The 20,043-nt window shown below is 72.7% G+C and carries 16 protein-coding genes and 1 pseudogene; 14 read left to right on the forward strand and 3 right to left on the reverse strand.

The features are described 5' to 3' along the window. Positions 1 to 100: 100 nt before the first annotated feature. The gene (locus ACF08W_RS11550) at positions 101 to 1,027 is read right to left on the reverse strand and encodes a L,D-transpeptidase family protein (protein WP_392279231.1); all 927 of its coding nucleotides are present in this window, start codon (positions 1,025 to 1,027) and stop codon (positions 101 to 103) included. A gap of 217 nt (positions 1,028 to 1,244) precedes the next feature. On the opposite strand from ACF08W_RS11550, the gene ACF08W_RS11555 reads away from it, so the two are divergent. From ACF08W_RS11555 to ACF08W_RS11580, 6 genes are all read left to right on the forward strand, one after another. Further along, positions 1,245 to 2,825, forward strand: a complete 1,581-nt coding sequence (locus ACF08W_RS11555) for a methylmalonyl-CoA mutase (RefSeq protein WP_392279140.1) — start codon at positions 1,245 to 1,247, stop codon at positions 2,823 to 2,825. 83 nt (positions 2,826 to 2,908) lie between these two features. Then, on the forward strand, positions 2,909 to 3,610 hold the full coding sequence (locus ACF08W_RS11560; protein WP_392279141.1) for a class I SAM-dependent methyltransferase: 702 nt from the start codon (positions 2,909 to 2,911) through the stop codon (positions 3,608 to 3,610). 110 nt (positions 3,611 to 3,720) lie between these two features. Then, entirely contained in the window at positions 3,721 to 4,380 is a 660-nt protein-coding gene (leuE, locus tag ACF08W_RS11565) for a leucine efflux protein LeuE (RefSeq protein WP_385208528.1), read from the forward strand. Between the two features lie 448 nt (positions 4,381 to 4,828). Beyond that, positions 4,829 to 6,346 carry a hypothetical protein gene (locus ACF08W_RS11570; protein WP_392279142.1) on the forward strand — a complete coding sequence of 506 codons (1,518 nt, stop codon included), beginning with the start codon at positions 4,829 to 4,831 and terminating at the stop codon, positions 6,344 to 6,346. After that, positions 6,343 to 8,694: a glycosyltransferase gene (locus ACF08W_RS11575; protein WP_392279143.1), complete on the forward strand. Its 2,352-nt coding sequence runs from the start codon at positions 6,343 to 6,345 to the stop codon at positions 8,692 to 8,694. Before ACF08W_RS11570 ends, ACF08W_RS11575 begins: the two co-directional genes overlap by 4 nt. Before the next feature lie 276 nt (positions 8,695 to 8,970). Further along, the gene (locus ACF08W_RS11580; RefSeq protein WP_392279144.1) at positions 8,971 to 9,429 is read left to right on the forward strand and encodes an NUDIX hydrolase; all 459 of its coding nucleotides are present in this window, start codon (positions 8,971 to 8,973) and stop codon (positions 9,427 to 9,429) included. Between the two features lie 59 nt (positions 9,430 to 9,488). On the opposite strand, the gene ACF08W_RS11585 is transcribed toward ACF08W_RS11580, so the two are convergent. Continuing rightward, the gene (locus ACF08W_RS11585) at positions 9,489 to 10,886 is read right to left on the reverse strand and encodes a polysialyltransferase family glycosyltransferase (RefSeq protein ID WP_392279145.1); all 1,398 of its coding nucleotides are present in this window, start codon (positions 10,884 to 10,886) and stop codon (positions 9,489 to 9,491) included. Further along, a complete protein-coding gene (locus tag ACF08W_RS11590; RefSeq protein WP_392279146.1) occupies positions 10,883 to 11,863 on the reverse strand; it encodes a glycosyltransferase family 2 protein in 981 nt (326 codons plus the stop codon). The genes ACF08W_RS11585 and ACF08W_RS11590 overlap by 4 nt, the downstream gene beginning before the upstream one ends. Positions 11,864 to 12,071: 208 nt before the next feature. On the opposite strand from ACF08W_RS11590, the gene ACF08W_RS11595 reads away from it, so the two are divergent. The 8 genes and pseudogenes from ACF08W_RS11595 to ACF08W_RS11630 all read left to right on the forward strand — a co-directional run bounded on the left by ACF08W_RS11595 (position 12,072) and on the right by ACF08W_RS11630 (position 20,036). Beyond that, on the forward strand, positions 12,072 to 13,412 hold the full coding sequence (locus ACF08W_RS11595; protein ID WP_392279147.1) for a DUF6716 putative glycosyltransferase: 1,341 nt from the start codon (positions 12,072 to 12,074) through the stop codon (positions 13,410 to 13,412). Between the two features lie 20 nt (positions 13,413 to 13,432). Beyond that, positions 13,433 to 14,668, forward strand: coding sequence for a cytidylyltransferase domain-containing protein (locus ACF08W_RS11600; RefSeq protein ID WP_392279148.1), 1,236 nt, complete (start codon positions 13,433 to 13,435; stop codon positions 14,666 to 14,668). A 50-nt stretch (positions 14,669 to 14,718) separates the two neighbouring features. Next, complete coding sequence (locus ACF08W_RS11605) at positions 14,719 to 15,651, forward strand: N-acetylneuraminate synthase family protein (protein ID WP_352273507.1); 933 nt, start codon at positions 14,719 to 14,721, stop codon at positions 15,649 to 15,651. 11 nt (positions 15,652 to 15,662) lie between these two features. Further along, entirely contained in the window at positions 15,663 to 16,718 is a 1,056-nt protein-coding gene (locus ACF08W_RS11610; protein ID WP_352273506.1) for a hypothetical protein, read from the forward strand. Between the two features lie 132 nt (positions 16,719 to 16,850). Further along, positions 16,851 to 17,174 carry a hypothetical protein gene (locus tag ACF08W_RS11615; protein WP_352273505.1) on the forward strand — a complete coding sequence of 108 codons (324 nt, stop codon included), beginning with the start codon at positions 16,851 to 16,853 and terminating at the stop codon, positions 17,172 to 17,174. 192 nt (positions 17,175 to 17,366) lie between these two features. After that, a complete protein-coding gene (locus ACF08W_RS11620) occupies positions 17,367 to 19,178 on the forward strand; it encodes a LamG-like jellyroll fold domain-containing protein (RefSeq protein WP_392279149.1) in 1,812 nt (603 codons plus the stop codon). 232 nt (positions 19,179 to 19,410) lie between these two features. After that, positions 19,411 to 19,518 (forward strand): annotated as a pseudogene (locus ACF08W_RS11625) (nucleotidyltransferase domain-containing protein); the annotation flags it as partial. An 89-nt stretch (positions 19,519 to 19,607) separates the two neighbouring features. Beyond that, on the forward strand, positions 19,608 to 20,036 hold the full coding sequence (locus ACF08W_RS11630; RefSeq protein ID WP_392279234.1) for a nucleotidyltransferase domain-containing protein: 429 nt from the start codon (positions 19,608 to 19,610) through the stop codon (positions 20,034 to 20,036). Positions 20,037 to 20,043 lie beyond the last annotated feature (7 nt).

The raw sequence follows: 20,043 nt of genomic DNA on the forward strand, positions 1-20,043 counted from the left end.
AGCCGGGGTTCCCCCCGTACCTACGGCTCGGCGCACCCGGCGCGGGCGGGACGTATTCCCCCTGTCCCGCCCGCGCCATCTCTCCGCCCGACCGCCGTGGTCACCCGTAGACCACGACCTTGTCCCCGTTCTTCACCTCGTCGAAGAGCGCGGCGATCCTGGCCTTGTCCCGGACGTTGACGCAGCCGTGCGAGGCGCCGGCGTAGCCGCGGGCCGCGAAGTCCGCCGAGTAGTGCACCGCCTGGCCGCCGCTGAAGAACATCGCGTACGGCATCGCCGTGTGGTAGATCGTCGACACATGGTCGCGGGACTTCCAGTAGACGGAGAAGGTCCCCTCGCGGGTCGGCGTGTACTGGGAGCCGAAGCGGACGTCCATCGACGAGACGACGCGGCCGTCGATCATCCAGGAGAGCGTCCGGCTGTTCTTGCTGATGCACAGGACCCGGCCGGTCAGACAGCGCTTGTCCGGCTTGGCGACCGGCCGGGTGGTCGGCGGGTCCAGTTCGGTGGCGGTCGGGACACGGGTCATGCCGAGCAGTTTCTGCCAGGTGAGGGTGTCGGTCCGGCCGGTGCGGACGAGGCCGCGCTTTCCCTGGAAGGAGCGGACCGAGGCGGCGGTGACGGAGCCGTAGTAGCCGGTCGGGTCGCGGTCGAAGTGGCCGATCTGCCGTAGCCGGGCCTGGAGTTCGCGCACCCGCTCGCCTTGGGACCCGTCGGCCATCAGCGTCTCGCCCTGCGGGTCGGGGGTGGGGGACGGCGGCTCCGAGGTCTCCGGCACCCCGGGGACCTCCGGCGCCTCGGGCGAGGACGCGGCTGCGGTCGGGGTCGGGGCCGGTGGTACGGGCGGCTCGGCGTCCGGCGTGCCGGTGGCGGCGGACCGTTCCGGAGCCGGTGGCGCCGCGTGCGGCTGCCCGACGGCCTGGGCCGTGCAGCCGGCCGTGGCGGCGGCGACGGTGAGCGCGGCGAGGACCGCCAGGGCCCCCGTACGGCCCCGTCCGCCGGAGCCCGCCGTACCCGCCCGTGTCAGGGCCGGTCCCGCGGTGTCCGTGGTGCCCGCGGTGCTCGAAGTGCCGGTGTTGCCCGTGCTGTCGGTGGTGCTGGTGGTGCGGTCCCTCATCTCTCTGCCCCCTGCGTCCGGTGTGTGTCCGGTGTCCCTGGACGGATTCCCGCCCTGCCCGGTCGCCAAAGCCCGCGCATGATGGGAAGGCGGGGATCGGGATCGGCTTCGGCGGGAGGTACGGCGGATGACGCGTGGGACGGAGTCGGGGCTGCCCGTCGAACCGGTCTACGGGCCGGACGCGCTCGACGACTGGGACCCCGGCGAGAAGCTGGGCGAACCCGGCACCTACCCCTTCACACGCGGCGTCTACCCCACGATGTATACCGGCCGCCCGTGGACGATGCGGCAATACGCCGGATTCGGTACCGCCGCGGAATCCAACGCCCGTTACCGGCAGCTGATCGCCGACGGCACCACCGGCCTCTCCGTCGCCTTCGACCTGCCCACCCAGATGGGCCACGACTCGGACGCGCCGATCGCCTCCGGCGAGGTCGGCAGGGTCGGGGTGGCGATCGACTCGATCGACGACATGCGGATCCTGTTCGACTCCATTCCGCTGGGCCGGGTCTCCACGTCGATGACGATCAACGCCCCGGCCGCGCTCCTGCTGCTCCTCTACCAACTGGTCGCCGAGGAACAGGGCGTACCGGCGGCCGAGCTGACCGGCACCGTCCAGAACGACGTGCTCAAGGAGTACATCGCGCGCGGCACGTACATCTTCCCGCCGGGGCCCTCGCTGCGCCTGGTCGCCGACACCTTCCAGTACTGCCGGACCGAGATCCCGAAGTGGAACACCATCTCGATCTCCGGCTACCACATGGCCGAGGCCGGGGCCACGCCCGCGCAGGAGATCGCGTTCACCCTGGCCAACGCCATCGCGTACGTGCGGACCGCCCTCGCGGCCGGGATGGCCGTCGACGACTTCGCGCCCCGGCTCTCCTTCTTCTTCGTCGCCCGTACGACGCTGCTGGAGGAGGTCGCCAAGTTCCGGGCAGCCCGCAGGATCTGGGCCCGGGTGATGAAGGAGGAGTTCGGCGCCCGCAACCCCCGGTCGCTGATGCTGCGCTTCCACACCCAGACCGCGGGCGTCCAGCTCACCGCCCAGCAGCCCGAGGTCAATCTGGTGCGGGTCGCCGTCCAGGGACTGGCCGCCGTCCTCGGCGGCACCCAGTCGCTGCACACCAACGCCTTCGACGAGGCGATCGCCCTGCCCACCGAGAAGTCCGCCCGCCTCGCCCTGCGCACCCAGCAGGTCCTCGCGTACGAGACGGACGTCACCGCCACCGTCGACCCGTTCGCCGGTTCCTACGCCGTGGAGCGGATGACCGACGACATCGAGACCGCCATCGTCGAGCTGATGGACCGCGTCGAGGCGATGGGCGGCGCGGTCCGCGCGATCGAGCACGGCTTCCAGAAGGGCGAGATCGAGCGCTCCGCGTACCGGGCGGCCCTGGAGACCGAGAGCGCCGAGCGCGTCGTCGTCGGCGTCAACCGCTTCCGGGCCGACGCGGAGGAACCCTACGCACCCCTCCGCGTCGACCCCGCGATCGAGGCCCGGCAGACCGCCCGCCTCGCCGAACTGCGCGCCGAACGCGACCAGGACGCGGTCGCCGCCGCCCTGACCCGGCTCCGCACGGCCGCCGGGGGCGGCGACAACGTCCTGTACCCGATGAAGGACGCGCTCGCCGCCCGCGCGACGGTCGGCGAGGTCTGCGACGCGCTGCGCGAGGTGTGGGGCCGGTACGTCCCCGCGGACACCCTCTGAACGGGGAACCGGACCCCTCGCACGAGGGGGCGTGCGGGTGGGATGTCCCGGAGCCGGCCCGCTCCCGGGCCGCGCGCGCCAGGATGGTGCGGGTGACGCCCACCACCGCAGACCTCTGGCACCACTACGGCCGTGTCCGTGCCGAGCGGGACCGCACGGTGCCGGACACCTTTCATTGGCTCTGGATGCAGGACGGGGGGCCCGGCCCCGAGATCCTGGGCGACCTGACGGGCAAGGTCGTCGGCGACCTCGGTGCAGGATCCGCCCGGCACGCCGCCCACCTCGCCGTCCATCGCGCCCCCGCCCGGGTCGATGCCGTCGATGCCTCGCCCGCGCAGTGCGCCATGGCGGACGACCTGTTCGGCCGCCTCGCGCCGCGTCTGCGCATCGTCCGGTCCGACGCGCTGGAGCACGCGCGGACGGCGGCCGACACCTACGACGTGCTGTACAGCGTCTTCGGCGCGCTCGACTTCACCGATCCGTCCGAACTGCTCCCGGCAGCGGCGGCCGCGCTGCGTCCCGGAGGGAGGCTGGTCTTCTCCACGCTGGGCCACTACCTGGGCGGCGCACCCGCGCAACCCGACGCCGTGCCCGCCGACATCCCGGCACGAACCCCGGAGGGGGAGGAGACGACGATGCGCCGCTGGGTGCTCCAGGAGCACGTCTGGACGGAGCTGCTGGCCGCGTCCGGGTTCACCGGGATCGGCGTCGACAGGCTGCCGCCGGACGACAGTACGGCTCGCGGCGCGGACACTCTGCTCGTGACCGCTGTCCGGCGTACCTGAGCGGTCGGCGAGGTCGTGGGACCGGTACGCCGTCCCCGCGGACACCCTCTGAACGGGGAACCGGACCCCTCGGACGAGGGGGCGTGCGCGGGCGTGCGACACTCCGTCCCATGCTGGGTGTCATCGACCTTCCGACCTACCTCGCCGGCCTGGTGCTGATCGTTCTGCTGCCCGGGCCGAACTCGCTGTACGTGCTCTCCGTCGCCGCCCGGCGCGGGGTGCGCACCGGGTACGCGGCGGCCGCCGGGGTGTGGACCGGGGACACCGTGCTGATGACGCTGTCCGCGCTCGGCGCCTCCTCGCTGCTGCGGACGACGCCGGTGCTCTTCGCCGTCGTCAAGTACGCCGGCGCGGCCTACCTCACCTGGCTGGCCATCGGCATGCTGCGCACCGCGCTGACCATGTGGCGCGAGCGGCACCGGCGGGTGGCCGAGCTGTCCGAGGAGGCGGGGGAGGGGACCGCGTCGACGGAACGGCCCTACCGGCGGGCGCTCGTGGTCAGCCTCGTCAACCCGAAGGCGATCCTCTTCCTGATCTCCTTCTTCATCCAGTTCGTCGACCCCGCGTACGCCTATCCGGCGCTCTCCTTCCTGGTACTGGGCACCCTGCTCCAGATCGCCAGCTTCCTCTACCTCTCCGCGCTGATCTTCGGCGGCACCCGGCTCGCCGCCGCCTTCCGCCGCCGCAAGCGCCTCTCGGCCGGGGCGACCTCGGCGGCCGGGCTGCTCTTCCTCGGGTTCGCGGTGAAGCTCTCGCTCAGCGGCGTGTGACCGGGGCGGACCCGGACCGGGCCGCGCACGGCACCGGCCCCGCGACGCCCCCGCCCGCCCGGCCAGCACCGCCGTCCGCACCGCGTACGCGACCCCCGGGGCGCGGGGCACCGGCCCGGCCCGCGCGGACGGGCCGCGACCGATCGTCGCAAGTGCCGGAGCGCGCCGCCCAACGCGTCGACAGGGCCCCGACCTGCGGGGTCGGTGCGCCGTTTTCCGTTCCGACAGGGCGAGTTCATCCGGAGGCCGTTCAGCTTTCCTAGCGTGGCCCGGAACCGATCCAGCGCGCCGCGCATCCGCCCGCCCGGGCCGGATGCGCCCCGGGGTGTCCGACGCATGCCTGCGGCGTCGCACTCGTTCGCCGGACACCCCCTCGGCGCGCGCCCGGTGACGTGACCGTACGCCCGGACCGCCCCTCCCCCCACGGGCACCAGACGCTTGGAGCGCCATGAGAGAAGCCCGCACCCGCCCGCCACGGCAGCGCGAGGCGGCCGACGCGGAGAGCGTCGCCGTCCGGCACGCCTCCGTCGACCCGACCGATGTGGAGGTGTGTCTGCGCGCCTGTGCCGCGCACAGCACCAAGCTGGTCGCGGGGCTCGACCGCCGGCGCACCGCCCTCGCCGAGGCGCTGCGCCAGCTGCTCGCCACGTACGCCGCCCAGCCCGCCGCCGCACCCGCCCCGGCCGCCGCCTCCGCCCTCGCGCTGATCCGCCGCACCGGAAAGCCGGGCAGCGGCTCCGCGGCCCTCCCCGACGCCCTGGTCGACCCGCTGCTCACGGTCGGCAACAAGGCCCTGGACTGCGGTTACGAGGACGAGCTGAAGCTCGCCCTGCGCATCGCCGACACCGTCCTCACCCAGCGCAAGGGCTCCCGGGCCGGCTGGCGGCTGCGGGCCAGGACACTGGAGGCGATGGGCGCGGAGGCCGCCGCCGTCGAGGCGTACGAGCGCTACCTCTCGTTCACCAAGGACGACGGCTTCGGCGTCGCCAACCGGATCGCCGGGATCCGGGCCGGTGGGGAGCGCCAGGACGAGCTGCTGCGCCGCCTGGAACGCGACTGCCCGGCCGCCGCCGAGTACGCCGACCGGCCCGTCACCGAGTCCTGGGCCGAGGGGCTCGCCCGCCACGCCCGGGGCGACCTGGCCGGGGCCGAACCCCGCCTCGTCGGCGCCCTGCTCGCCCAGGAGCGGTCCGGCGCCCCGGTCCAGGAGATCCAGGAGGCCGCCGGCCAGTACCTGGCCCTCGCCCTGGAGACGGCCGGCACGGACCCGGCGGCCCTCGCCCGGATCACCGTGCTCGCCGGCCTCTACGCCGAACAGCGCCGCAACCGGATGCGCGGCCCGGTCCCGGACCCCACCTTCGGCGGCGTCACCTGGACCACCGTCGGCGAGTTCCGCAACCGGATCGCCGGAAAGACGATCTGCCTGATAGCCAACTCCCAGCGCGTCGGAACCAGTTCGATGGGCGAGGAGATCGACGACTACGACCTGGTCGTCCGCTTCAACTCGTACCGGATCGACCCGGCGGCCACCGGACGGCGCACCGACATCCACGCCACCATCCACAAGCACGGCTTCAACTGGGACCAGAAGGTGCACACCCGGCTGGTCTTCGGCGGACTCGCCAACGACTGGAAGCACTCCCTGCGCAACCGCCTGGTCCCCGGCGCCCAGGAGTACCTGGGCGACGAGTCGCTGCGCTGGCCGCTGCGCGACCTCGGCCGGGTCGGCACCGACGTCTGGCCCGCCATCCCCACCAGCGGCTTCAACATGCTGTGGCTCCTGGACCACCTCGACGTCAGCAGCCGGATCGACCTGATCGGCTTCGACTTCTACGAGAGCGGGGCCTACCGCCTGGCCGACGCGATGAAGATGCCCATCACCTCCGTGCACGAATACACCAGCGAGAAGGCGTGGGTCATGGAACGGGCCCAGGACGTCACCGACATGAGGATCCGACTGCGATGACGACGACCGCCACACCCCCGTCCGCGGCGGCCCTCCCCGCCCCGTCCGCGACCGCCAACCCGCTCACCGGCAAGCGCAGGGTCGCCTTCGCCAGCTTCGTCGACGAGAACTACCTCCCCGGCTTCCTCGCCCTGCTGCGCAGCCTGGCCCTGTCCAACCCGAACGTCTGCGAGGACTTCCTCGTCCTGCACGACGGACTGCGCCCGGCCTCCGTCGCGCGGATCCGGGCCCTGCACCCGCGCGTCGACTTCCGCCGCGTGGACGCCGACCACTACGACTCCTACGCCAAGGGCGACCAGGACAACTACCTGGTCCGCAAGGCGTACTTCATCCTCGACATCTTCAAGGTCCGCGACTACGACACCGTGATCACCCTGGACACCGACATGGTGGTCCTCGGCGACCTCGGCGAACTGCTCGCCCTGCGCGACGGACTGGCCGCCGTACCGCAGTTCTTCTACGGGCAGCACAAGCTCAACAGCGGACTCCTCGTCATCCAGCGGGAGTTCCTGAACGACGCGTTCTGCACCCGGATCGACGAGGTCGGCCGGGCCGGCACGTACGAGCTGGACAAGCACGACCAGGGCATCCTCAACGCCGTGCTCGACGGCGACTTCGTCCAGCTCGACTCCCGCTACAACTTCGTCAAGCGGCGACTCTCCGGCGACCTCCCGGTCCCCGAGTCCACCGCGATCCTGCACTTCACCGGGCGCCACAAGCCCTGGCAGGGCGGCGAGGCCGGGTACGGCGAGGCGGAGGCCCGCTGGCGCGACTTCGAACTGTCCGACGCCGACTTCCACGCCGCCTACCTGGAGCTGCCCGGCGCCAAGCACCACGACCTGCTGGTCCACTACGGCACCCCGCACGTGGCCCGCACCGGCTCGGTCGAGGCCGCCCGCAAGGTCGCCGCCGCCCACATCGCGGCCGGCGAGTACCAGGAGGCCGTCGACCTGCTGGGCCGGGTCACCATCCCGGTCGACGAGTCCTGGCCGCACGAGGTCCTCGGGCACGCCCTGATGAGCGTCTCCCGCTACGAGGAGGCCCGCGCCCGGCTGCTGCTCGCCACCGCCGCCCCCAACCGGGCAGCGACCGCCTTCGCCCGGCTCGCCCAGATCTCCTGGATCCACGGCGACGACGAGGAGGCCGCCGCGTACGCCCTCAAGGGCCTCTCCGTCGACCCCACGCACCGGGCCAACCGCCTGATGCACCTGCGCACCGCGGACGCCACCCCGCCCGTGGAGGGCCCCGCCGCCGACCAGCTCGCCCATGTCGCCTTCTACATGGAGCGCCAGGGCAACGCCGGGGACAAGCTGCTCCCCGAGAGCGTCCGGCTGGCCTTCGGCCGGGACACCGGCCCGAGGCGCTGGCACTCCGTCCACGCCCACCGGCTCTTCGACGAGGCCGCCCTGGAGCGGGTCAACCAGCGCCGGGGCCTGGTCATCGGCGGCGGCGGCCTCTTCATCCCGGACACCGCGCCCAACGGCAACAGCGGCTGGCAGTGGAACGTCCCCGGGAAACTGCTCGACCGGATCGACGTACCGGTCATGGTGTACGCGGTCGGCTTCAACGCCTTCGACGGCCAGGCGTACGGGCACGGCCGCGAGACCTTCCTCGCCAGCCTGCGCACCCTCGTCGAGCGGGCCTCGTTCTTCGGGCTGCGCAACCACGGCTCCATCGAGAAGGTCCGCGCCCTGCTGCCCGCCGCGCTCCACGACAAGGTGCGCTTCCAGCCCTGCCCGACCACGGTCACCCGGCAGTTGGTCGACGGCTGGACCGACCCGGACCGGCGCGAGGACACCGTGCTGGTCAACGCCGCCTACGACCGGGCCGGGCTCCGCTTCGGCCACGACTACGACCACTTCCTGCGCGAGATGGCGACCGCCGTGCGCGGGCTCGGCGAACACGCCGAGGTGAAGTGCGTCGCCCACTCGCTGGACGACGAGCGGATCGCCTTCGACCTGCGGCGCGAGCACGGGATCTCGCTGCCGGTGATCGCGATGTACGACTTCGACAACGACGCGATCCGGGACACCTACGCCCGGACGAAGCTGGTCATCGGGATGCGCGGGCACGCCGGGATGATCCCGTTCGGCTGCGGGACGCCGATCATCAGCCTGATCTCGCACCCGAAGATGGCCTACTTCCTCGCCGACATCGACCGCCCCGAGTGGGGCATCTCCGTCCACGACCGGCACCTCGGCGCCCGGCTCGTGGAGCGCGCCGCCGGACTCCTCGACGACCACGCGGCGACCGTCGCCGACGTCCACGCCCGCCAGCGGGAGCTGTGGAAGGTCACCGAGGCCAACGCGGCCGACCTGCGGGTGATCCTCGGCGGCGCCGCCTTCTGACGGCACCGGGAGCGGGGGCGGGGCGGGGCCGGACGCGTGGTGTCCGGCCCCGCCCCGTGCTCTCGGTGATCACCCGCTGTTCCGCACCCCCGGGGCCCTTCTGCCCGGCTACGCTGACCAACGGAGTCCGGCCGCCGACAGCTTCGTCAACGCCCGGCGTGTGCACGGCAGCACGGTGAAGCTTCCGGTGTGGCACCGCGACCACGATCTCCGCCTCGCCGATTCGTACACCGCGGCCATCATCAAGGTCGCCGCACACCACAAGGAACTCGTGACGTGAACGTACCCGTCGACGCCGCCCTGCTGGGCGAGCTCCTGCACGCCGCCGACGCCGACGGCATCACCAAGCACGTCGTCGGCGCCGTCGTCCCCGACGGGGAAGGCAGGGTGTTGCTGTTGCACCGCTCCGCCGACGACTACCTGGGCGGTCTGTGGGAGCTTCCTTCCGGCGGCGTCGACGCGGGCGAGAGCCTGACGGAGGCCCTTCGCCGCGAAGTCGCCGAGGAGACCGGACTGGCGGTCACCGGGATCGGGGCCTACCTCGGGCACTTCGACTACCTTTCCGGGAGCGGCAGGAAGACCCGGCAGTTCAACTTCGTCACCGCCACCACCCAGGAGAGCGACACGATCGTGCTCACCGAGCACGACGCGCATCTGTGGGCCGACCGCGCGGAGCAGGAGCGGGTTTCCGGCGCCGTGCGGTCCCTTCTGGCCGTCTGGCGCGAGGAAGCGTGAGGGGTTCGGCCGGACACCCCGTGCCGACCGGAACCCGCTCCCTCGTCCGTCCGGTCCTCTCAGCGGCGCACCACCCGCCGCCGCACCGTGCGGGCCACCCGGCGCACCATCGCGTTGCGGGGGAGGAAGGCGAGCTGGGCCGGGACCGCGCCCGGGAGGGCCAGTGACGTCAGCCGCCGGCGCTTGAAGTACCGCCAGGTCGCGTCCGAGAGGTGGGCGGCCAGATAGCGTTCGGCGGCCGGGCGGAGCTCCGGGTAGATCTTCGGCTGCATCGCGAAGCCGACCGCGGTGACCAACTCGGTCAGCCCGTCCGGGGTGTCGTCCGCCGGTCCGTCGCCCGCCGCCGCCCGTTCGACGGCGTCCCGGTCCGTCACCTCCGGGACCAGCGCGTCCACCAGCGTCACCGGCACCCGGTTGCTGTTCTCGTACGGGGCCAGCCGGTCCAGCAGCAGTTCCGTGCCGACCCGGGCGACCGGCAGCCCGTAGAACGCGGAGGCGGTCAGCAGCGCCGTCGAGAAGCAGCCCACCACCAGCGCGGGCCGCATCCGCAGGTACAGCACCTCGGCCAGGACCGGCGCGGGCAGCACCTCCTCGTCCAGGACCGTCAGTTCGGCGCCGAGCCGCCCCGCCTCCTCGCGGAGCGCGTCCGACCACTGCGCCGGGGCCGTCGGGTGCGGCTTGAAGACCAGCCGGGTGTGGCCGAGCGCGACCGCGCCGCGCATCATCCGCAGGTGCAGTCCCTCCTCCTCGGCCGCGCTGATCAGCCCCAGCGCCGAGAGGTACTGGCCGAGCAGGAGCGCGGGACCCGGCCCGTCCGGCAGCCCGCTCCCGGTGCCGTACCCGGCCCCCGGGGCGTCCGCCAGCTCGGCGAGCACCTTTCGGAACGCCTCCGTCGGCACGACCTGCGGCGCCACCCCGAACTCGGTGAGCAGCAGCGGCCGCAGCCCCGGCACCAGGTCCAGATGGAGCAGCCGGCGCACCCGGGTGCCGGTCAGCGGATCGAGCTTGTTGCGGGTGGGGCCGTAGCTCATCAGCCCGTCCGCGTACACGTCGAGCGGGGCACCGGTGAAGATCTGCGCGACCGCCTGCGCCGGGTTGACCTGGATCGACTCCACCGCCAGCTCGACCCGGTCCTCGCCCAGTCCCCAGGCGAGGCGCAGATGGCGCTCCCACAGCGGTACGTCGTCGGGGCGCGGCTCCCAGCCGCCCGGGTGGAACGGGGCGATCGTGGTGTTCCACGACACCACGTCGTCGAAGCGGCCGCGCAGCGCGTCGAAGCCCGGCATCGTGTCGAGGGCGGGGGTCGTCTCCGGCACGGCGGCGTTGTTCGCGACGAGCAGGATGCGGCGGTCGGCGTCCGGGAAGCAGCCCGCGTCGAGCGCGGCGGCCAGGGTGGCGGTGCCGTAGAGCGTGGAGGCGAGGAAGATCTGGGTGGTACGGGACCGGGAGGCGTTCACGCGGCCGTCACCTCCTTGCCGGCCGGGCGGCGCCGCAGCCGGCGCAGCAGGGTGGCGCGTTCCACGTCCATCGAGTCGAGGGCCTCGTCGAGCACCTGCTGCGGCATGCGCCTCAGCGCCGCGCCGCTCATCGATTTCAGCGTGCGGGCCACGGCGGGTTCGAACCTTTCGATCGAGTTCACATGGTGGAAAATGATCGCGCAATAGGTGCGGACCGCTTTCGGGAGAAGCGATTTCGCGTCACGGTCCTCGGCGGTTTCCCGGATGACCTGGTCGAATGAGCGGATGAAATCCAACTGGCGTACGTCGCCGATCTGCGTGAGCGAAGAGGCGACACCCCGCCGGTAGAAGATCCCGAGAAGTCCGAGGACCGCGAAGGAATCCGCCTCGCGGTGCAGCCGCCAGATCCACGGACGGTCCTCCGCGGTGCGCAGCCCGTCCGTGAAATGCAGCAGCCCGCGGTCCAGCAGGCGCCGGTGGTACAGCCCGGCCCAGGCGTACGGGTAGTCGACCGAGGTGGTCCGCGCGGCGGGCAGGATCGCCTCCCTCGGGTCCATCACCTCGTCGCGTCGGCCGTGCGGGACCCGGTGCACGGTACGGGTGCGGGACTCGACCTGGACATGGTCCGTCCGTACGAATTCGCACCCCAACTCCTCTGTTCGGGCGAGGAGTTCGGCGTAGTAGCCGGGGGCGGTCCAGTCGTCGCCGTCCAGGAACGCGAGGTACTCGCCGCGCGCCGCGTCCAGACCGGTGTTGCGGGCGGTGGCCAGCCCGCCGTTGCGCTCGTGTCTGCGGACGACCACCCCCTCGATCTCGTCCTCGGCGCGGCGCAGGACGTCCGCGGTCCCGTCGGTCGAACAGTCGTCGACCAGGATGAATTCGAAGTCCTCGCGGGCATTCGCCCGCAGACTTCGCAAAGTGTCGGGGGCGTATGCCCGCACGTTGTAGAACGGCACGATGACCGAGAGCTTAACCACCCCGCCACGCTAGGAGCGGGCCCGTCATTTGCCCTGACCCCGGGAAGGACGACGGGTGAACGACGAATGTCGGAATGATGAACCGGGCCGGAGCGGGGGGATCGGTGTCCTCTTTGTGAGGGCGATTCGCCGAGCGTCGTCGGGCTGTTAACCAGCTGTTGCCGTGACGTTGGGCCGCGAATCGAAATGGCTTCCTAGCGTCTGGGACGTGCCCCCACGTACCGAAAAGACGACCGCCCTCCGGGTAGCCGTGCTCGCCGACTCCGACACCCGGTGGAAATGGGGCGCGCTCACCGCGCGCCGCCTCACCGCGGGCGATCCGGCGCGACGCGTCGAGATCACCGGACTGCTGCTGCGCGGCCGGGCCACCCCGACCCCGCGCCAGCTCGCCGAGGTCGGCGACGTCGGCATCGAGACCGCCCGGGTGCGCGAGGTGACGGCCGTCGAGTTCCTGCACACCGTGCGGGACGAGGGGTACGACGTCGTCGTCCTGGCCCTCGTCGGCGGCGGCGTCCAGGCGATGCTGCACGGCCTCGCCGCCCTGCGGCTGGAGTCCCGGCCGGCCGTCGTCACCGGCTACGTCGGCGTCGTCTACGAGAAGCTCGCCGACGGGCTGCTGCTGCGGCACGGCGCGGACATCGTCCTGGCCAACTCCCGCCACGACGCCCACCGCTTCCGCGCCGTGTACGAGGGGGTCGGCGCCGACGCCTCGGCCGTCACCGAGGCCGCCCTGCCCTTCCTCGGCGGCGCCCCGCACACCCCCGAGCCCGACCGCGACACCGTCGTCTTCGCCGCCCAGCCCTCCGTGCCGGCCTCCCGCGCGGACCGCACGTACCTGCTGCGCCGACTCGTCGAGCACGCCAGGCTGCACCCGAACCGCGAGGTCCTGCTCAAGCTGCGCTCCAAGCCCGGCGAGCACACCACGCACATCGAGGAACTCCCGTACCAGCGGCTCGCCGAGAAGCTGCCCGGCGGCCTCCCGCCCAACTTCCGCCTGGTCTACGGGCACATGGGCGAGGTCCTGGACCGCACCGACCTCCTGGTCACCGTCTCCTCGACCGCCGCGCTGGAGTCCCTGCACCGGCGGATCCCGACCGCGATCCTCACCGACCTCGGCGTCCGCGAGGCCCTGGGCAACCACCACTTCGTCGGCTCCGGCCTGCTCACCTCCTGGGACCACCTCGACGGCGGCCTGCGCCCCGGACCCGACCCCGACTGGCTCGCCGGCCAGGGCGTCGCCGCCGACGGCACGTACGCCACCGCCTACGACCACGCCCGCGCCCGCGTCGACGCCCTGCTCGCCGCCGGACCGCTGCCCGCCCTCGCGCCCTACTACACGCCCGCCACCGCCCCCGGCTACCTCCCCGGCATCCTCGCCCGCCACCACCTCGCCCCCGACGGCCACCCGCTGCCGGGCGCCGGACGGCCGCGCGAGACCGGGCGGGTCCGCGGCGCGGTCCGCGAGGCGGTCCGGGAAGCGGCACGCGGCGCCTACCGGCAGGGCGTCCAGCGGGTCGCCCCGGTGATCCGACGGATGGGCGAGCTGTGAACACCACCTCAGGAGCAGAGATGACCCCGACCCCCACCGTGCTCGCCGTGATCCCCGCCCGCGGCGGATCCAAGGGCGTACCGGCCAAGAACCTCGCCCAGGTCGGCGGCGTACCGCTGGTCGCCCGCGCGGTGCGCGCCTGCCTCGCCTCCCACGAGGTCACCGACGTCGTCGTCACCACCGACGACGCGGCCATCGCCGACGCCGCCCGCGCCGCCGGGGACGCGTCCGCCACCCCCGCCCGGCTGCACGTCGTCCAGCGCCCCGCCGCCATCGCCGGGGACAGGGCCAGCAGCGAGGACGCGGTGCTCCACGCGCTCGACGCGTACGAGGCCGACGGCGACCGCCGGGCCGACGTGGTGCTGCTCGTCCAGTGCACCAGCCCCTTCCTCCGGCCCGAGGACATCGACGGGGTGGCCGCCGCGGTCGCCCGGGACGGCGCCGACACCGCCGTCACCGTCGCCCCCTTCCACGGCTTCCTCTGGCGCGACGGCAACGCGATCGAGGAGGGCAACTACGGCGTCAACCACGACAAGTCCGTACGGCAGATGCGCCAGGACCGCCCCGAGGACCTCCTGGAGACCGGTGCCGCGTACGCCATGGACGTCCAGGGCTTCCGCACCCACCGTCACCGCTTCTTCGGCCACACCGCCCTGGTCCGTACCGACGCCGCCCGGGTCCTGGAGATCGACGACCCGCACGACCTCGACCGCGCCCGCGCCCTGGCCCCGCTGCTCGACCCGGCCCCGCTGCCCACCCTCGACGACGTCGACGCGGTCGTCCTCGACTTCGACGGCACGCAGACCGACGACCGGGTGTTCATCGACTCCGACGGCCGCGAGACCGTCGCCGTCCACCGGGGCGACGGCCTCGGCATCGCCGCCCTGCGCAAGGCCGGACTGCCGCTGCTGATCCTCTCCACCGAGCAGAACCCGGTCGTCGCCGCCCGCGCCCACAAACTCCGCGTCCCGGTCCTGCACGGCATCGACCGCAAGGACCTGGCACTCAAGCAGTGGTGCGACGAACACTCCGTCGCGCCCGAACGTGTCCTCTACGTGGGCAACGACGTCAACGACCTGCCCTGCTTCGCGCTGGCCGGCTGGCCCGTCGCGGTCGCCGGTGCCCACGACTCGGTCCGGGCGGCCGCCCGGACCGTCACGACCACCCCCGGCGGCTTCGGCGCCATCCGCGAGATCGCGGCCTGGCTGCTCGGCCCCACCCTTACGACCACCACGACCGCCAAGTCCCCCGAGTGACCCGGGACTCCCGCACCCGGCACACCGTCCCAGCTAAGGAAGCACATCTCATGAGCACCTCCCGTCTGCGCACCTTCGGCACCCGCACCGCCGGCCCCGGCCACCGCGTCTACATCACCGGTGAGATCGGCATCAACCACAACGGCGACCTCGGCAACGCCCTCGCCCTGATCGACATCGCCGCCGAAGCCGGCTGCGACGCCGTCAAGTTCCAGAAGCGCACCCCGGAGATCTGCACCCCGCGCGACCAGTGGGACATCGAGCGCGACACCCCCTGGGGCCGGATGACGTACATCGACTACCGCCACCGCGTCGAGTTCGGCGAGGAGGAGTACCGCGCCATCTCCGAGCACTGCGCCGAGCGCGGCATCGACTGGTTCGCCTCCCCGTGGGACACCGAGGCCGTCGCCTTCCTGGAGAAGTTCGACGTCCCCGCCCACAAGGTCGCCTCCGCCTCGCTCACCGACGACGAGCTGCTGCGCGCCCTGCGCGCCACCGGCCGCACGATCATCCTCTCCACCGGCATGTCCACCCCGAAGCAGATCCGCCACGCGGTCGAGGTGCTCGGCTCGGACAACATCCTGCTCTGCCACGCCACATCGACGTACCCGGCCAAGGCCGAGGAGCTGAACCTGCGGGTCATCAACACCCTCCAGCAGGAGTACCCCAACGTCCCGATCGGCTACAGCGGCCACGAGACCGGCCTCCAGACCACCCTCGCCGCCGTCGCCCTCGGCGCCACCTTCGTCGAGCGCCACATCACCCTCGACCGCGCCATGTGGGGCTCCGACCAGGCCGCCTCCGTCGAGCCGCAGGGCCTGACCCGCCTGGTCCGCGACATCCGCACCATCGAGCAGTCGCTCGGCGACGGCGTCAAGAAGGTGTACGAGTCCGAGCTCGGCCCGATGAAGAAGCTCCGCCGGGTCACCGGCGTCGTCGCCGAGAGCGAGGCGGCCCCGGCCGCCGAGCCGGTCGCGGTCTGACGGGCCGACCGGTGAACCTCGCCCTCGTCGAGAGCCCGGTCCAGCTCCTGAACGTCCTGGAGTGGGCCTACGCAGAGGGAGGCGACGACCGGGTCCTCACCGACATCACGGTCGTCGTCCTCCCCCCGGTCGACCCGATGTCGCGCGGCCAGCTGCGCCGGATGGCGGAGCTGGCCCGCGACGAGGGCATCACGGTCCGCTGGCAGGAGGCGCGCGGCGGAGCGGGCGCCCCCCTGAAGAGCCTGCGCGACCTGTCCGGACTCGTCCGCAGGGCCCGGCACGTCGTGATCGGCGACCCGTTCTCCCGGTACGTGCAGCTGCTGCTCACCCTGGTCCGGGCCCGCCACCTCACCGTGGTCGACGACGGCACCGCCACCATGGAGTTCGTCGCCCAGCTCGCCCGCGGCGAACGCCTGGTGCGCTGGCACCGCAAGGGCAGCAAGGGCCCGCGCGAACTGGTCCTGGCCCCGGTCACCGCCCGCGCCCGCAGCCGCTTCACCCCGTCCGCCGACCGTACGGTCGAGGTCTTCACAGCCATGCCGGTCGAGGCCCCGCCCGGCGTGACCGTCACCTCCAACACCTTCGCCTGGACCCGGGCCCGCTTCGGCCCGCCCCGGCTGACCAGGGGCGCCGACCTGGTGGGCACCTCGCTGGTCGAGACGGGCGTCGTCGACCAGGACCGCTACCTGGAGGCGGTGGGCGCCCTGGCCCGCACCCACCAGGCCACCCGCTACTTCGCCCACCGCCGCGAATCCACCGACAAGCTTCACGCACTGGAGGCCGCCACCGGACTGGAGATCGTCCGCCCCGACCTCCCCCTGGAACTCATCGCCCGCCGCGGCCCCATCGGCCGCACGGTCCTCAGCTTCCCCTCCACCGTCGTCCACACCCTCCCCCTCGCCCTCGCCGGAACCGAGGTGAAGGTCGCCGTCTGCGACATCGCCCCCGAATGGCTCCGCGACACCGCCTCCCCGCGCGCCCACGGCTTCCTCTCCGGCGTCACCGAGACCGCCCGCGACGTCCAGCGCCTGGCCCCGTGGCGCGCCACGGCGGTGACCGAGGCGTAACCCGCACCCCACACCCCCGGCCCGCCCACCCACCGGAACACCGGGGGCGGGCCCGGTCGTATCTTCGGGGCAGCACCAACGGGCGCCGCCGCACCGCGCCGCCGCACCCGTCGCCGCCGCAAGGGGAGTTCCGTGATCGTCGCCTTCGTCGTCTCCGCCGTCATAGCCGTGGGCTTCGTCGGCTACCTTGCCACCCTCTTCAAGCGCGACCACGACATCCGGTGGCACGGCCGGGACGTCCGGGCCCTGGTGGAGGACGTCCGCCACATCGGCACCAACGACGCCGGAAGCTTCGAGATCGCCTACCGCCTCTCCTGGCAGGAGGACGGCGAGAAGAAGACGGTGGAAGGCCGCGACACCATCCCGGCCCGCCGCTTCCCCCTGCTCCGGCCGGGCCACGAGACCGCCATCAGATACCTGGACGACCGGAAGATCATGTTCGTTTTCGACGCATAGGCGGATCCACCGGATCCACTCCCGTTAGGCGGCACATGACGGACATGTCCTTGACAAGATCATGAGGGCGTTGTTGCATGCGGCTCTGTTGTGCGCTGTCGGAAATCGGCGAATTGGAGTGGTGTGGTGCGTGTGCTCGTGAACAGACCTGACGGACAAGGGCGTGGGCGTGGCCGAAGACCCCTGGTGGCCGTGACGCTGACGACCGTGCTGGCCATGGGGGCGGTGCTCCCGGCCCTGTCCGAGGGGGTCGCGCAGGCCGCCTCGGCGCCCGCCGGGAGCGGACGCGGTGCCGAAGCCCTCGACACCCTGGTGATCAGCTCGGCCGAGTACCCCGACGACGGCAACTGGCACCAGGGCGTCGGCGACTACGGAAGCTTCACCTTCGCCTCGTCGGCCGCCGACGTGGTCAGCTACAGGTACCGGTTCAAGGGCGACGGCGGCTGGTCCACGGTCGACGCCGGGGCGCCGGGCGGCTCCGCGACGGTGACGTTCCTGCCGACGTCCGAGGGCGTGTGGTCTGTGGAGGTACGGGCCGTCGACGCGGACGGAAACCAGCGGGGAGTGCCCACGACTCACTACTTCCTCGTCTCCGACGGCCGGGCCCCCGTCGGCGGCTGGACCCTCGGCGACGCCCAAGGCTCCGGCTCGGCGGCCGGTTCGGGCACCTCGCCCGCCGCCGTACCGGGGACGGGCGTCACCTTCGGCGCCCGGCCCGGACCGCTCGGCGGGACCGACACGTACGCGACCCTCGACGGTACCGCGGACGCCTACCTGGACGCGGGGCGGCGCATCGTCGACACGGACGCCGGGTTCTCGGTCGGCGCGTGGGTCAACCTCCCCGAGGAGCCGACGCGGGACCAGACCGTGGTCAGCCAGGACGGTACGGACCGGCCCGGCTTTGAGCTGGGATACGACGCGGCCGCCCGGGGCTGGACGTTCCGCATTCCGTCCGGCGACCAGGGCTCCACCGGTGAGTGGAAGGCCACCGGCGGCAAGGTGGTCCCCGGCGTCTGGACGCGCCTCACCGGCACCTACGACGGCGTCACCGGCGAGATGCGGCTGTACGTGAACGGCACGGCGGTCCCGGCCACCGCGAAGCGGCCGGACCCGTGGAACGCCACCGGGAACCTGCAGATCGGCCGCAGGATCTCGCCGGAGGGCTACACGGCCCACCTCAAGGGCGGCATCGCCGACGTCCAGGTCCACGACCGGGTCGTGACCGGGGCCGAGAACGCCGAATCGGGCGGCCTCCAGCCCCGGCAGCTCGCCTACTGGGACGTGGACTCCGCGCCCGGCGGCGTCGCCCCGGAAATGTACGGCGGAACCGGGCTCACGCTCGGCGGCGGAGCTTCCATTTATACACCGGAACCGGGCAGTTGCAGCCCGGAGGCCGATCCGGAGTGCAACGAGCTGCCTGCCCCGGACCCGATGTGGGGCGACGGGCACCTGGTCCTCAACGGCACCGACGCCTACGCCACCCGCGCGGCCGGGCTGCTCGACAAGCGGGACGGCTTCACCCTGACCGCGCGGGCCCGGCTCGCCTCGCGCTCGCCCGCCGGGGACCAGACGGTCATGTCGCTGTCCGGCGCCCGGAACAGCGCGGTCGCCGTGGGCTACTCGGCCGCCGCCGGCCGCTGGACCCTCACGGTCACCGACGCGGACTCGGCCACCGCCACGCGCACCACCGTGAAGGCGAACGGTTTCCTGCCCAGCACCGGCACCACGGGAGACCACCTGGCCCTCGTGTACTCGGCCGCCTTCGGTGACGTGGTGCTCTACGTCAACGGCGTCGAGAGCGCCCGCCTGCCCTGGGACAACACCTGGGACCTCAGCACCACCGCACTCCAGGTCGGCCGCACGCTGAACGGCGACACCTCCAGCGACCTCCTCGCGGGTACCGTCGATGAACTGCGCGTCTTCCGGGGTGCGTTGGACGAGGGGCTCGTGAACCTCGTCAGGGGTCTCGCGGACGGCACGAGCATCGAGTCGACCCTGCCCTGACGGCCTGACCCCGCACCCCCACTGAGGCCCCGCCCGGAACGCACCGGGCGGGGCCGTCCTCTATGCGGGCTGTCAACTCATCTTGGTGGGCTGCGAGTTCAGTCTGAAGAGGTTTCCGCCCCGCCCCGCCCCGCCTCGCCCCGCCCCGTCCCGATGCCGGTGCCATCGGCCTCGCGCACCCCGGGAGCACCTGCCCGTCCGCGAGACCGAGGCAGGAACGTACGCTGCGATCATGGACGACCCCGTGCTCACCGCCCGCGATCTGGTGCGCGACCGCTTTCCCGCCACCCGGGCGGCCTTCCTCGCCGGCAGCGTGCTGACCAAGCGTCGTACGCCCACGTCCGACCTGGACATCGTGGTCCTCCTGGACGGGCCGCCCGCCCCCGTCCGGGAGAACCTGAGGTACGGCGGAATTCACCGCTGCTGGCCATGTGCGCCGACGGCATGCTCCTGGTGGACGCGGACGGGCTGGGCGCCTCGCTCCAGGACGAGGCGCGAAGGCGTTTGGCCGCGGGCCCGCCGCCGCTCTCGGAGCGCGAGCGCGACTACCAGCGGTACATCCTGACCGACCTGCTCGACGACCTGCGTGGCTGCGCCGACCCTGCGGAACGGGTGTACATGGTCACGCACATGCTGCAGCGCGCCTCGGAGTTGGTCCTCCTGGTCGGCGGGCACTGGCTCGGCGGCGGCAAGTGGTTGTCGCGGCGACTGGCCGAGGCCGACCCCGAGACGCACCGCGCGTTGTCCGAGGCCGCCGCGCAGGCGATCGCGGGGGACGCGAAGACCTTCGCCGATGCCGTGGCGGAGGTACTGGACCGGTGCGGCGGCCCCCTGTGGGACGGGTACGCCATCCGGTGAACCGGCC

It is taken from the genome of Streptomyces sp. NPDC015144 (genome assembly GCF_043079735.1).
In the GTDB taxonomy this organism is placed as follows: Bacteria; Actinomycetota; Actinomycetes; order Streptomycetales; family Streptomycetaceae; genus Streptomyces.

Coding starts and splice junctions, on each gene's coding strand:
- ACF08W_RS11555 (WP_392279140.1), top strand. CDS start 1,245: ATGACGCGTGGGACGGAGTCGGGGCTGCCCGTCGAACCGGTCTACGGG.
- ACF08W_RS11560 (WP_392279141.1), top strand. CDS start 2,909: ATGGTGCGGGTGACGCCCACCACCGCAGACCTCTGGCACCACTACGGC.
- leuE (WP_385208528.1), top strand. CDS start 3,721: ATGCTGGGTGTCATCGACCTTCCGACCTACCTCGCCGGCCTGGTGCTG.
- ACF08W_RS11570 (WP_392279142.1), top strand. CDS start 4,829: ATGAGAGAAGCCCGCACCCGCCCGCCACGGCAGCGCGAGGCGGCCGAC.
- ACF08W_RS11575 (WP_392279143.1), top strand. CDS start 6,343: ATGACGACGACCGCCACACCCCCGTCCGCGGCGGCCCTCCCCGCCCCG.
- ACF08W_RS11600 (WP_392279148.1), top strand. CDS start 13,433: ATGACCCCGACCCCCACCGTGCTCGCCGTGATCCCCGCCCGCGGCGGA.
- ACF08W_RS11605 (WP_352273507.1), top strand. CDS start 14,719: ATGAGCACCTCCCGTCTGCGCACCTTCGGCACCCGCACCGCCGGCCCC.
- ACF08W_RS11630 (WP_392279234.1), top strand. CDS start 19,608: ATGTGCGCCGACGGCATGCTCCTGGTGGACGCGGACGGGCTGGGCGCC.